At 47.5% G+C, this 13,348-nt stretch carries 11 protein-coding genes and 1 tRNA gene; 3 read left to right on the top strand and 9 right to left on the bottom strand.

Features of this window, described 5'->3' with window-relative positions; genetic code table 11:
• Positions 1-124 precede the first annotated feature (124 nt).
• From cobA to V7M78_RS10945, 6 genes are all read right to left on the bottom strand, one after another.
• Complete coding sequence (gene cobA / locus V7M78_RS10970; RefSeq protein WP_333649396.1) at positions 125-1,648, bottom strand: uroporphyrinogen-III C-methyltransferase; 1,524 nt, start codon at positions 1,646-1,648, stop codon at positions 125-127.
• An 11-nt stretch (positions 1,649-1,659) separates the two neighbouring features.
• A complete protein-coding gene (gene hemC, locus V7M78_RS10965) occupies positions 1,660-2,562 on the bottom strand; it encodes a hydroxymethylbilane synthase (protein WP_333649394.1) in 903 nt (300 codons plus the stop codon).
• The gene (locus V7M78_RS10960) at positions 2,552-3,193 is read right to left on the bottom strand and encodes a precorrin-2 dehydrogenase/sirohydrochlorin ferrochelatase family protein (RefSeq protein WP_333649392.1); all 642 of its coding nucleotides are present in this window, start codon (positions 3,191-3,193) and stop codon (positions 2,552-2,554) included. The genes hemC and V7M78_RS10960 overlap by 11 nt, the downstream gene beginning before the upstream one ends.
• 107 nt (positions 3,194-3,300) lie before the next feature.
• Positions 3,301-4,050 (bottom strand): amino acid ABC transporter ATP-binding protein, encoded by a 750-nt coding sequence (locus tag V7M78_RS10955; RefSeq protein WP_333649390.1) that lies wholly within the window; start codon positions 4,048-4,050, stop codon positions 3,301-3,303.
• Positions 4,040-4,732 carry an amino acid ABC transporter permease gene (locus tag V7M78_RS10950; RefSeq protein WP_333649388.1) on the bottom strand — a complete coding sequence of 231 codons (693 nt, stop codon included), beginning with the start codon at positions 4,730-4,732 and terminating at the stop codon, positions 4,040-4,042. The genes V7M78_RS10955 and V7M78_RS10950 overlap by 11 nt, the downstream gene beginning before the upstream one ends.
• 17 nt (positions 4,733-4,749) lie before the next feature.
• Positions 4,750-5,592 carry a basic amino acid ABC transporter substrate-binding protein gene (locus V7M78_RS10945; RefSeq protein WP_333649386.1) on the bottom strand — a complete coding sequence of 281 codons (843 nt, stop codon included), beginning with the start codon at positions 5,590-5,592 and terminating at the stop codon, positions 4,750-4,752.
• 208 nt (positions 5,593-5,800) lie between these two features.
• On the opposite strand from V7M78_RS10945, the gene V7M78_RS10940 reads away from it, so the two are divergent.
• Positions 5,801-6,556: a TMEM164 family acyltransferase gene (locus V7M78_RS10940; protein WP_333649384.1), complete on the top strand. Its 756-nt coding sequence runs from the start codon at positions 5,801-5,803 to the stop codon at positions 6,554-6,556.
• Between the two features lie 19 nt (positions 6,557-6,575).
• Here the strand turns inward: V7M78_RS10940 and V7M78_RS10935 are convergent, their stop codons facing one another.
• The gene (locus tag V7M78_RS10935) at positions 6,576-7,301 is read right to left on the bottom strand and encodes a peptidoglycan recognition protein family protein (RefSeq protein ID WP_333649382.1); all 726 of its coding nucleotides are present in this window, start codon (positions 7,299-7,301) and stop codon (positions 6,576-6,578) included.
• Between the two features lie 73 nt (positions 7,302-7,374).
• Positions 7,375-7,596 (bottom strand): HPr family phosphocarrier protein, encoded by a 222-nt coding sequence (locus tag V7M78_RS10930; RefSeq protein WP_333649380.1) that lies wholly within the window; start codon positions 7,594-7,596, stop codon positions 7,375-7,377.
• 205 nt (positions 7,597-7,801) lie between these two features.
• Between V7M78_RS10930 and V7M78_RS10925 the strand changes: the two genes are divergently transcribed.
• A tRNA-Ser gene (locus V7M78_RS10925) sits at positions 7,802-7,889 on the top strand.
• A 128-nt stretch (positions 7,890-8,017) separates the two neighbouring features.
• Positions 8,018-8,248 carry a TnpV protein gene (locus tag V7M78_RS10920; RefSeq protein WP_333649377.1) on the top strand — a complete coding sequence of 77 codons (231 nt, stop codon included), beginning with the start codon at positions 8,018-8,020 and terminating at the stop codon, positions 8,246-8,248.
• 84 nt (positions 8,249-8,332) lie between these two features.
• On the opposite strand, the gene V7M78_RS10915 is transcribed toward V7M78_RS10920, so the two are convergent.
• The gene (locus V7M78_RS10915; protein ID WP_333649375.1) at positions 8,333-13,243 is read right to left on the bottom strand and encodes an S-layer homology domain-containing protein; all 4,911 of its coding nucleotides are present in this window, start codon (positions 13,241-13,243) and stop codon (positions 8,333-8,335) included.
• Positions 13,244-13,348: the final 105 nt, after the last annotated feature.

The raw sequence follows: 13,348 nt of genomic DNA, 5'->3' as shown, positions 1-13,348 counted from the left end.
GCCTCCTCTATTCAATAAAGTATACCAAATTGGCTTATTTATCAATAGAAAACCGGAAATGTTAATACAATTTATGTAACTTTTAGAATTTATGATGCAAAATTCATAACTATAAATAATAAAATTATGAGTCTTTTCTCCCCTCGTTCCAATTCCGGCATATGGCCTCTGAAAGCCCCAAAGCAGTGTAAACATCAGCGACCACATCGGCCTTTTTCCCGTATTCCATAAGTGCCCTTGCAGTCATATCCCCGATGCAGGCCACTTTCTTTCCCTCCAGAACTTGCCTTCCTGCCTGCTCTGACCCCTGGAAAAATGCTTCCACACCAGAAGCGCTGGCAAAGGCAACATAGTCCAAATCCTTCAAAGCTTCTCTTCTCTTTTCCTCCCCGGTTCCATCCCATTCCACATCATATAAAACCACGTCCTCATAAAAAATTCCGGCCACATCAAGAACCTGATTCAGCTCCTTGGAACCGCCCGAAGACCTGGGAATCAAAATCCTGTCCTTTTCCGATATCAGACTTTTAAGCCCGTCTGCCAGATCCTTCACCTGATATCTGTCTGGAATGTAATCTGCAATAAAGCCATGATTTCGCAGTTCTTCCGCTGTTCCCTTTCCCACAGCGGCAAATTTCACATGACCCACTGATCGGAAGTCATAACCCTGTTCCAAAAGACCCAGGAAAAATTCCTTCACCCCGTTGGCACTGGTAAATACAATCCAGCTATAGGAAGAAAGCTGCTCATATGCTTTTTTCATGGCTTCCTCCCCCCGCCGGGATTTCAAAGAAAGCCTTAAAATATAAGCCCCCGTCCCTCCAAGAGATTCCAAAGCCTTCAAAAGCCTGAGTCCAAAGCTTTCCGTTCCGGTCACTCCGATCCGGCACCCTTCTAAAGGCTGACGGTAGGTAGAAGAAAAATCAAGGGCGGCCGTTTCTCCCACCACAATGATGGCAGGACTTCCAATCCCTGCCTCTTTTACCTTTTCTCTGATATTCTTTAAGGTTCCCCGGACCACTTTCTGCTCCAAAAGGGTTCCATTCTGGATGACCGCAGCGGGCGTTTCCTCTGATTTCCCCTGCTTTAAAAGACCATCTGCAATGAGAGGTAAATTTCCAAGGCCCATAAGAAATACAAGAGTTCCATTTAGCCTGGCAAATGCTTCAAAATCTTCAGGCAATGTGCCCTCTTCGGAAAGAGTATGTCCTGTCATCACATGAAAGCTTCTGCTTACGGCCCGGTGTGTGACCGGAATCCCCGCAGAGGCCAGGGCTGCAACAGCAGAGGTGACTCCTGAAACCACTTCATAAAGTATTTTCGCCCGGGAAAGAGCTAGAATTTCCTCTCCGCCCCGGCCAAACACAAAGGGATCTCCTCCTTTTAACCGAACCACGGAAAGACCTTCTTCCGCCAGCTCCACCAACAGCCTGTTGATCTCCTCCTGTTTCATGGAATGGGCTCCAGCCCTTTTTCCCACATAGATTTTCCTGCACTCCGGCCGCACCTCGTCAAGAAGTCGCTCCGAGGCGAGAGAATCGTAAACCACTGCATCGCATATCCGCAGTTTCCACAAACCTTTTTCTGTAATGAGGCCAGGATCTCCGGGACCGGCTCCCACCAGATAGACCACTCCTGTTTTCTTCATCACATTCTCCTTTATGAAAGCCCTTTGGCCGCCTGCCATGCCAGCCTGTCCAGGTCATCAAGTTCTCCCCACAGGTGAATCCGTTTTGTCTGTTCTCCTCTTCTGCTTATGCCAAGAACTTCCATCTTTCCCTCCCTCAGCCGGGAATAGATTCCAATGGGTTCATGACATCCTGCATCAAGAAACTTCAATATTCGGCGTTCCAGAGCCAGGCACATCCTGGCCTCCTCATTTTCAATGGGTTTTATGATTTCACCTATTCCGGAATCCAGCCTGCCTTCTACGGCAAGAATCCCTTGTCCTCCGGCTGGAATAAAGGTTTCGCTGTCAAAGTAATGGTATTGATACTGGCTGTCCTCTGTCATTCCCAGCCTTTTTAATCCGGCTGCTGCCAGAAGGATGCCGTCATAAGACCCTTCCATCAGCTTTGCAAGTCTGGTCTGTACATTGCCCCTTAAATTCTCACACCGCACTAGGGAATCCGGCCACATTGTTTTTCCAATTTCTTCTATCTGAAGCTTTCTTCTCAAACTGGAGGTGCCGATGACAATTTCCTTTTTACAGGAAATGTCACTGGAAGCAGGAGTTACCAGCACATCTCTGGGGTCCTCCCGTTCAGGAACCGCCACGATTCCAAGCCCTTCCTCCAGCTCCATGGGAAGGTCCTTTGCACTGTGTACGGCAATATCGATCTCTCCCTTTAGAATAGCCTGCTCAAATTCCGTTACAAATACTCCCTTTCCTCCAAATTCCAAAAGAGGCTTGTGGAGATTTCTATCCCCTTCCGTCTGCTTTAAGACCAGCTCTGTGGACAGTCCAGCCCCGGTCTTTTCCAAAGCCTCTGCCACCAGCTTTGCCTGAGCCACGGCCAGAGCGCTCCTTCTCGTTCCAATCCGAATGGTTTTACTTCTCATTCTCAGCCAGCTTCCTTTCTATCAGCTCTTTTGCCTGTTCTCTGGTAAAGATTCCGCCCTGACGGATTCCTTCTTCTGCCATCTCCTTAAAAATAGACATCCGAAGAGCAGAGGAGTCCACCTCTTCCTTTACCATGCTCCGGTAAGAGCCAAGCTGCCGGGCCAGTTCTCCAAGCCCGGAGGGAATGACCTCCTTCAGTTTCTGTTTTAAATACTGCGCAATAGACGGCGCACTGCCTGCCGTAGAAATTCCCACAGTAATATCTCCTTCTTTGATCAGCGCAGGAAAGATAAAGCTGCATTTTTCCTGATCATCCACCACGTTTACGGGAATCTTTCTTTCCTTGCATAAAAGGGAAATCCTTTTGTTTAGCAGCTCATCAGAGGTTCCTGCCACCACAAAATCCGCCTGATCCAGGTCTGATTCCTCAAAATCACGGCACATCCATATCAGTTTTTCTCCCTCTTCCTCCATAAGCTGTCTCAGTTCAGGAATCACCTGGGGAGCCGCCACATAAATGACAGGACCGTAATCCTTTAACACCAGAACCTTCCGGTAAGCCACATTTCCTCCGCCCACAATGAGACAGTGTTTCCCTTCAATATCCACAAAAAACGGAAAATATGCCATGGTTATCCCCCTCCCTTAAAAACTCTTTCTATTCTATCACCACATAGAAGAAAGGGCAATGAAAAATGCCCCCCCGGAAATAAGTCCTCACCGGGAGAGCGTTAATTTTATAATACCTTGCTTAAAAATAACTTTAATCTGTCATTTTTCGGGTTTGCAAAGAATTCCTTCGGTTCATTTTCCTCCAGGAAATAGCCGCCATCCATGAACATAACCCTGGTTGCCACCTCTCTGGCAAAGCCCATTTCATGAGTGACCACCACCATGGTCATCTTTTCCTCGGCCAGCTCCCGCATAACGTTTAACACCTCTCCCACCATCTCAGGATCAAGAGCGGAGGTTGGCTCGTCAAACAGCATCACATCCGGATTCATGCACAAGGCCCGGACAATGGCAATTCTCTGCTTCTGTCCGCCGGATAACTGGCTGGGATAAGACTCTGCCCTGTCTCCAAGCCCTACCTTATGAAGAAGCTTAAAAGCCTGCTCCTCTGCTTCTTCTTTACTGCGTCCCTGCAATTTCATAGGCGCAATGGTCAGATTTTTTAAAATTGTCATATGAGGAAATAAATTAAACTGCTGGAATACCATTCCCATTTTCTGGCGGTGTCTGTCAATGTCCGTCTTCTTATCTACAATGTCCACGCCTTCAAACAGGATGTGGCCGCCCGTAGGCTCCTCCAAACGGTTTAAACAGCGCAGAAATGTGCTCTTTCCTGAACCTGACGGCCCGATGACGCAAACCACATCGCCTTTATAAATATCCACTGAAATGTCCTTAAGGACTTCTGTATCGCCGAATTTCTTACCCAGATTCCTTACCTGAATCAGAGGTTCGTTCCTATTGTCAATGCTCACTCTTATGCAGCCTCCTCTCCAGTAATTTTACAAGGTAGGAAAACACCGTAACCATGATCAGATAGATAATGGCAACTGCTACCAGGGGCATAAATGCAGAGTAGGTGCGGCTCTTAATAATATCCCCGCCCTTTGTCAGATCCTGCAGGCCGATATAACCGGCTACAGAGGTTTCCTTTAAAAGAACGATGAACTCATTTGCAAGAGTGGGAATTACGTTCTTAAAAGCCTGAGGCATGATGATGAACCACATCGTCTGGAAGTAGTTAAAGCCCAGGCTTCGTCCGGCCTCAAACTGCCCCTTTTCAATGGCACTGATGCCGCTTCGGAAGATTTCCGCCACATAGGCGCCGGAGTTGATTCCAAACGCAAGAACCGCCGTAAACACCTGACCCGGATTGGTAGTAGAAAAAATAACAAAATACATGATCAGGAGCTGAACAACAACCGGCGTTCCCCGGATTACCGCAAGATAAAGGCTGCAAATGGCGTTCAAAACCTTCAGCTTACCGGTATTTTCATAGGTAGAACGAATGATTGCAACCAGAAATCCCAGTACAATACCGATCAGTACTGCAAAAAATGTAATGATCAGCGTGTTCTGCAATCCATCGGTGATGTATTTCCAACGGTCGTCTGCGATAAAATTCTGATAGAAATCATCTCTTAGTTTTTCCCACATGGCACTCTTCCTTTTTCTTATTCTGCAGTAATATACTTATCTACGATCTTCTGGAATTCACCGGATTCCTTTAATTCCTTGATAGCAGTGTTAAACTTATCCACTAATTCCGTATTGCCCTTCTTGATGGCAATGGCGTATTCTTCTTCTGTAAATGCCTCATCTAAAATCTTTAAGCCTTCATTTTCTTTTACAAATACCTTTGCCGGTTCACGGTCAATGATAACTGCGTCGATTTTTCCCTGAGTGAGGGACATAACAGCTTCCATTCCCTTGTTAAAACGCTGAATGTCTCCATTTTCAATATCGTCTGCATAAATATCTCCGGTAGTTCCTGTCTGAACACCGATCTTCTTGCCTGTTAAATCATCAGGAGAAGCGATATCGCTGTCTTCTTTTACGATGATAACCTGAGCAGCTTCTGCATAAGTATCAGTAAAATCCACATTTTTCTTACGGTCTTCATTAACGGTCATGCCTGCTGCTGCAAAGTCAGCCTTGCCGGACTGGATAGCCGGAATCAGGGAATCAAAAGCCATGTCCTGAATCTCCAGTTCCATACCTAATTTTTCTGCAATAGCTCTTGCAATATCTGCGTCAATTCCTACGATATCATTGTTTTCACGGAATTCATATGGCGGGAACTCTGCATTGGTTACCATAACCAGCTTTCCGCCGGCTGCTTCTGTAGCTGCTTCTGAACCTTCTGCTGAAGTTTCTCCTGAGGCTGCCTCTGTTCCTGCTTTTTCCGTAGCTGCTGCAGTTGTCTCTGTCTTTGTCTTTGTCTGGGAACCGCCGCAGGCAGTCAGCACTGCTGCCATACAAACAGCCGCTGCGATTGTAATAATACTCTTTTTCATAATGTTTCCTCCTCGATATATGCACAAACTTGCATAATTATAAAACTTGCGTCAGTTATACATTATATAGTATTTTCAAAATTAATCAAGTACCTGTGCAAATAAGATTCTTATTTTTTAGGAGATTTGTATTTATATTGCATGTTTTCAGGCAATCCTATATACTATGGTTTAACCGGATATAAAGCGGAAATGAAGGTAATGGTTTATGAAAGATATTCTTGAAAAAATGGCATGGCCCATGGTGGCCCCGTCACCTTATTCTCTTTTTCATATTTTGTTCCTTGTAACAGGGCTTTTGTTTGTGGTTTTTCTGGCTCATTATATAGCAGGAAGAATAAAAAATGACAAGCTTCCCAGCCTGCTTTTTTTCTGCGGTCTTTTTCTGACAGCCTTCGAGATCTGGAAGCAGCTCTTTTTGTTTTACGTGGTAAATAACCAGACCTATAACTGGTGGTACTTTCCATTTCAGCTATGCAGTCTTCCCATGTACTTCTGCCTGGCTCTCCCCGCCTTCTCTTCTCCCCGAAACAGGAAAGTCCTTTATACATTTATGCAGGACTTTAACCTTTTGGGAGGTGTCATGGCGCTTGCTGAGCCGTCGGGACTGTTTCACGACTACTGGCTTTTGACCCTTCACGGGCTGATCTGGCATTTACTGCTGATCTTTATCGGGCTTGTCATCGCATTTTCCCGCGTTGCCGATTCTTCTCTTATGGGCTTTGTCAAAATACTGCCTTTGTTTGCTGCCTGCTGTATCATCGCTTCTATTATAAATGTAACTGCAAGACCCTTGGGACAGGCGGATATGTTCTATATATCCCCCTACTATCCCTCTGCCCAGATTGTTTTTCATGAAATTGCGCTGAAATACGGCATCCTTGTTGGAAATGCCGTTTATCTGCTTGCCACCTGCCTGGGCGGCTTTTTATTTCATTTTCTGTTCAGCCGTTCAAAAACATGACGGAAAGAAACCGGCAATGTTACTCCTGCTGTTTTCTTTCCGTCTTCACATCTTTTAAAAACTGCTTCCACTCATCCTCATGAGCTACGTAATACCGAGGGCAGTCCTTTCCTGTTGCATCGTAATGGCGGATGACATCCTTTTCCGTTAATCCCAGATTATTGCAAAGCCAGGAAGTCAGCTTTACCAGGGAATCATAGGTTTCATCATTGAACTTTCCTGTTTCATCAGGATGGCAGCATTCAATGGAAACTGTATTGGTGTTCTTTTCCTTTGATGTGGAGTAGGCCACCTCATAGATGGGAATTCCCTGAAGAATCTCTCCTTCTAAGCCGATGATAAAATGACTGCTGGCTGAGATTTTCTTAATCCCGGTCTGGGCTTTTAGATTGTTGAAATAGTTCATGTTCTGCTTGGCCGTAGTTCCCGGATTGGCTACATAGTGAATGACAATTTCATTGACCTTGTCCATTTCTTCACCGGGTCTTGAGTAGGGATTGATCTGGATAAAATCCGCTTCTATCCACTCCGGCATCTGGATTTCTTTTAAATATATGTAATTCCTGTTAAATAACAGGCTCATAAGCCACAATACCCCCGCCAATACGGCAGCCAGTATAAGAATTGCGGCTCCTATGAAAAGTACGCGCTTCTTTTTCTGTTTTCTTTTATTCTTCTTCCGCCGGATTCTGGCCCGGCGGCGGCGTTCCAGCTCATCCAAGCTTTCTTTTCTCCTCTGGTCCATACCCAAAACTCCTGGTTTTCCCTTTTCTTCCGTTTATACTGTTTCTTTCAGACTGTCTCCCGTTTGCTCCATCTTAAGCCGCATGGCTTACCAGCTTTTCAGGGAGGGCATCTGCACTGTGACACACGATCTTTACCTGTTTTCCAATTCCAATGCTCATAACGCCCATCAGTGACTTTCCGTCAATCACCGTTTGCCCGCAAATAACCTCAATGCTGAAATCACACTTTTCTGCCCTTACAACAAATTCCACCAGCTCCTCTACTGTGGAAAATGTATGTTCCATATGTCTCATTCCTACCCCTCCTTTTCCCCCTTATTTGATTATTTTATCTCTTTTTTCAACGAAAAGATATAGATTTTTTCTTACAAATATAGGTATTTTATAGATATTTCTATTGTTTACAATATTTTGGAGGTATAAACAGGAAAAAAACAAAATTTTTATAAACTACTACACAAAATTGGGTTTATCATGTATAATCTTATTGCTGTGTAATGGAGACGTATCGAAGTGGTCATAACGAGCCTGACTCGAAATCAGGTTGTCGAGCAATCGGCACGTGGGTTCGAATCCCACCGTCTCCGGTAAAAAAAAGAAAAGACAAAGCTTTAGCAGTCCTCCAATAAGGATGTTTACGAAAATCATAGTTGTTTGGCACACAGCCAAACGATTACCGATGAATTGTAAATAATCTTTATTGGAGGATTTGCTTATGGCAAGGTTTGAAATTGAATACACAGAGATTGATGGGTTATTATATCCCAACATTGAAATCGACGGAAAAGCCAAACTTGATCATTTAGGGAAGTACGTACGGGTCCGTCTGAACTACTTACATGGACAAAAGCCGGGGAAGTACCGTGAACTGCTCCTTACAGGCCAGCTGACAGAGCATTGCACTGCGATGGACAAAACAGCCCTTGAGATGGCGAAGCGTATTTGAGCCGACTATCAGAAAGTGCACTCCATGTGAAACATTGCAGGCTGAAGTTATGGATTTGGAGAAACTCACCTCTTTTTTATTATCTTATTTTGTTTTTCTCACACCGTTTTCATCGACCTCGCAACCGTCGATTTTCGTATTTTGGGCAAGAGTACCGTCGGCGTTCAAGTAATACCACTTGCCATCAATCTCCAGCCATTTTCCGGCTACCATAATGCCGTCTTTATTGAAGTAGTAGGTCTTGTTATCACCATTTGCACCTAAAGTCGAAAAGCCTACCAACATGGTCTTGCCGGAATAAAAACGCCAGTTTTCATCATTGTCCTTCACCCAACCGGTCTGTAAAACGCCGGTAGAGTAGAAGTGGTATTTTACGCCGTCGATGGTCTGCCAGCCGGTCACGGCAGCTCCGCCTCTGTAATATAGATACTGGCCGTCATCATTCAGCGTCCAGTCCTGCGCAGTGGCGGGGTCCATGGCCAGCTTGATATAGCGGTGGAGCATGGCACTGGCTTCCGCACGGGTGGCATTGGATTTCGGATTGAACTTGTTGCCTGTGCCGCCCATCATGATGCCTGCCTGCTGCATAGCTGTTACCGCCGTTTCGTAGCCACTACCGATACTGGAAGCGTCCGTAAAACTAACCGCATTGCGTGTTACGGGCAGGGTGTATCCGGTGGCCTTAGCGTAATTTTGCAGGATTACCGCAATTTCCTCACGGGTGATGGGGCGGTCAGGAGCAAACCGGCTGCCGCTAATGCCCTGAATGATGCCTTTCTTGTATGTCCATTCAATATAAGGCATAGAATAGGCGTCCGCTTTTACATCCGTGAAGCTGCTGCTGGTGTAGCCGCTCGTATTCGCCCCAGAAAGCCTGCCGAGGGCTGTTACGAAATCTCCCCGTGTAATTGCGGTATCCGGCTGGAATTTCTCACTCGTGCCACCGCCAAACAGTCCACGGCCTACCACATAATCAATGCTGTCCTTTGCCCAATGGCTGCCGATGTCAGCCAGCTTGTCGCTGGGAGCCGTATAGCCTACACCATACACGGAAAAGTGGTTGGTAGAGAAAATCATGCGTCTGCTGTTTGAATCATAGGCAGAATTGGCAATGCGGTTGATTTTTTTGTCTGCTCCTACATAGGCACCGTAGAGGTAGCCGCCAAATTCATTCTCGCCGGGTTCTGCAGAAATATTGAGTGTGGAAGTACCGTTTCCCAGCGAGGTGATATTGACTACCTTACCGTCCTTTGTTGAGTTGAGGGTAATATCAAAAGCATTCCGCAGGCCGGTTACTGTCGTCGGTTTTACGGTGATGGCAAGGTTGCCGCCGCTCTGTGACTGAATCTGTTTCAGTGCCAACCTATCAAAGCTCATATTCACCGGCAGGCTGGAAATGCTGAAGGATGTTACACCCGCTTCAAGCAGACGGTTCAAGGCGGAGCGTTCCAGATTGATGGAAAACCCGGCAGCACCGATGGCAGTCACCGAAATATTCACACTGATACCGTTTGCGGTGTTGCCTTTGGCTTTGGCGTCCTCCAGCGCTTTATCAATCGCCACCTTTACCATGCTGTCGGTGATGGTCGTATCCCTTGAATCGCTTCTGTCATTGTCGTTGCTTTCGTCGTTAGAGTAGTTGACAGCATTAAAAGTAACATTGATCCCGGACACCTGTGCGTAAAGGATGCTATCCTCCGGCACAAATCGAACTTCAAAGGTATTGGAACCATATGTGGCGGTTGCCGATGGGTTTACCCATTCAAAGTATCCGCTGACAGTAGCCACACCACCTGTCAGTGAGATTTGTGACAAGGCTGTTCCGGTGTAAACCGTACCGCTGACGGATGGGGGGGTAGTAATACCCGGAACACTCCCACCGATGGTAAAGGTTGTGTAACCGGTACTTCCAGCATAGGAGCCGATACCAATGATATTGATTGTTGCATTAACTCCCCCATCGATATTGTTGCTGTAAGAGTAGTTGAAATGCACACCTTCGGTCAGAACCGTGGTGCCGTCCTTTACTTCCGGTGTGGGAGTGACGGGGTTGCCCGTATGGGCCTGCGTTCCGACCGTAGCCACCATGAAAGTGATTGCACGTGGATTGACTGTCACCTTAAAGGCGGCAGACTTGACATTGTAATCATGATCTGCCGCTTTTGCCACGATGATATTCACATCGCCTGCACCGGTGGGCGTCAGTGTCGCACCGCCTATTTCACCGGGGCCGTCGATTTTACTGAAACTGAGAGCACCTGTGCCGGAGCCGCCGCTGACAAGAGTAGATAAATCCAGCGTTTCGCCGTAGTTCACCGAACCGTCCGAGACAATTACATTCGCCTGTTCGGACTTTATAAAGCTGTATTCCAGCGTTGTGCTGATTTTGCTCTCGTAGTTGCTATCCCCGCTGTATTCCACGGTAAAGCTATATGAATTTTCCGCACCTACCGGGGTAAAGGTTGCGGTATTGACCGGCAGGGTTACAACCGCTATTGTGCTTGCCCCAGCCTTAAAAGTTAGGGTTCCAGTCGCATCGGCAGGAAGTGTAGCTGTCAGCTCCACACTGCCGGGGCGGGACTGTGTGTTTGTAGGGTTGGCCCCCAGCGTCAGGGATGGCGTTACTTTTGCCACATTCACCGTGATATTACCGTTAGCGGGTTCGTAGTTGCCGCTGGGGTCGGTGTAGGTAGCGGGGAAAGTCTGTCCGCTGCCTGCCGATGTGATTGATGTTGACGAATTCGTCCACGCATAGTTTGCGGGCAGAGTAACCTCCGCAAGGGTCAGCGTGTTTGTGTAGGTGATATTCAGCGCAGACGGACTACCAAAACTCCCGGCCGCCTTGAGCACCGTTACCGCCACGTTTGCTGTAAGCGTTACGCTTGTATAATCGTAATTCGCCGGGTCGGTCGGCGTGTAGGTTACTTCAAAGGGGCTTCCGCTCTGTGCAACGGTAGGTGCGGTGGACGGAGCAGTCCATGCGAATGTGCCGTTTACATCCGAGGTACTATTGAGTGTTGCGCTCGCCAGCGTCTGCCCATAGGTAATCGCCGTTGCCGAGGTCGGGAACGTGATAGATGGAGCCACCGCCTTTGTGATAATCACACCGCCGGAGGATAATTCTCCGTCATAATTCGTCGCTGTAATGCTTACGGTGATTGTGTGCCCGATGTCGGCGGTCGTTAATGTATATGTGCTGTCCGTGCCTATAATGGTTGTGCCGTTGCGTTTCCATTGATACGCAAACGCTCCCGGCTCGGATGAGGTTATACCGCCTGTGTTTGCCGTCAGCATTGCGCCGTAGACAGGTGTGCCTGTGATTGATACCGAGCCTGCTAATGATGGGAGCACTGCATCTGCTCCGCTGATTGTTCCTGTAATCGTACCTTTTTTTACGATTGTATTATTATTGATGAGTGTACCGCTGATAGTAAGCACGCCGCCGCTTTCAACAAGGATCGTACCGCTGTTTGTCAGCGTTTTTCCATCAGGTATGGTCAATTCTGCGCCATCCGATATCGTCAGCTTGACACCGCTTGGAATCTCCGCATCATCAGTGAGAGTAACCATGCCATAGACCGCTCCGATATTTCCCTCAATAACCACGCCGCTCCAATTGGTTTGGTCGTTCTTTGCGATTCCGCCATACGCTGTGCTGGTACATACAACAAACGCATTTCCGCTTATGGTTATGGACGCAGATGCGTCATAGCCACCCGTGCCGATTCCGTTAGCTGTGACTGTACCGCCGGAGATTTCGATAGTGCCTCCTGACCTTTCTGCACCGCTGCCAATTCCTTTTTGACTTCCGTTTGCGATTACAGTCCCGCCGGTAATTTTAATTGTTCCCGCATTACCATATCCGCCCCCGCCAATACCGGCGGGGTCACCCAATGAAGGGGAAGCTGTGGCTGTAACTATGCCTCCGTTGATCGTGATGGTACCTCCATCTCCGCCATAAGGGTAATTCCCACCTCCGCCAATACCCGCAGCGCAGGGGCCGCCAGTGGCTGTGACTGTGCCGCCGTTAATTGTGATGGTACCGCCTGTCTGTTTTGTCTTTCCGCCGATACCCGCACAGTCATGGCTACCGCTTATCACTGTCAGCGCACCCATATCATTTCCTGTGGACTGTGCATAGATGGTAAGGCTATTGCTGCCTGAAACATTGATACCGGCATCGACATTGCCACCATTCACCGTCAGGTCACAGTCATCCGTCAGGATAATATTTACATCGCCGTTAATGGTGAGAGAGTTATTGATGATCAGCGAACCTTCCGCATAATACCAGCCGTCTGACAGCGATGCAGCGGTTCCCTCAATCAGCGTTGCCGTTACAGGGTCTTGTGCCACACCATTTTCATCCGCATAATCAATCGTTGAAGTGCTCATTAGCCCCATCATCAACTTTGCGGGAGCCTCTACCCAAACTGTAACCGAAATCTCCGGCAGGCTCACGCCATCGGCCAGAGCATAGCCCTCAGGCAATGTCGGGGTGAAAATGTAAGTATCCTCCTCTTCCGGGTCATAGAACCGTTCGGAAGTCCATATGACGGAAAGTTCCTCCGATACGGTATCCTCCACATCCTTCGAGAATGTTTCTTCCGGATCATCAACGGGTTTGCTGTCGGACGGGGTAGCTTCGGACAGTACTCCCTCTGTTTCCGGCGCTTCCATTTCTTCCTCTGATTGTTCCTCTATGTCGGAAACATCACCCGAATCCAGCTCGACCGTCAGAGTTGATTCGGTCATTACCGTGACACAGAGCGTTTCCGGCAGATTTAATTTCTCCTGAGGCGTGCCGAGCTCTACCGTCTGTGATGTGACATCCTCCGGCAGTTCTTCAAAACTGGTAATGGTATTACTGCTTGTCCCCACCGATACGGTTTCTGCGGAAGCCGGTATTGTCATACCGCCAAATGCTACTGCCGTAGACAGCAACAGTGCCAGCACCCGCTTGCCAAATACTTTGTTGCTTTGTGACTGTATCATTGTCATTCCTCCTTGTATTCTGCCCGGAAACGACTGTTCCGTAATTGATAAAGCAATGTTCCACCATTTACTTTATCCTCCATTGCCCTCTATAACAAGATAGGA

Source organism: Lacrimispora sp. (assembly GCF_036758025.1).
Classification (GTDB): Bacteria; Bacillota; Clostridia; order Lachnospirales; family Lachnospiraceae; genus Lacrimispora.
Note: the sequence above shows the minus strand (reverse complement) of the source record. Positions and strands in the feature narration are given on the sequence as shown.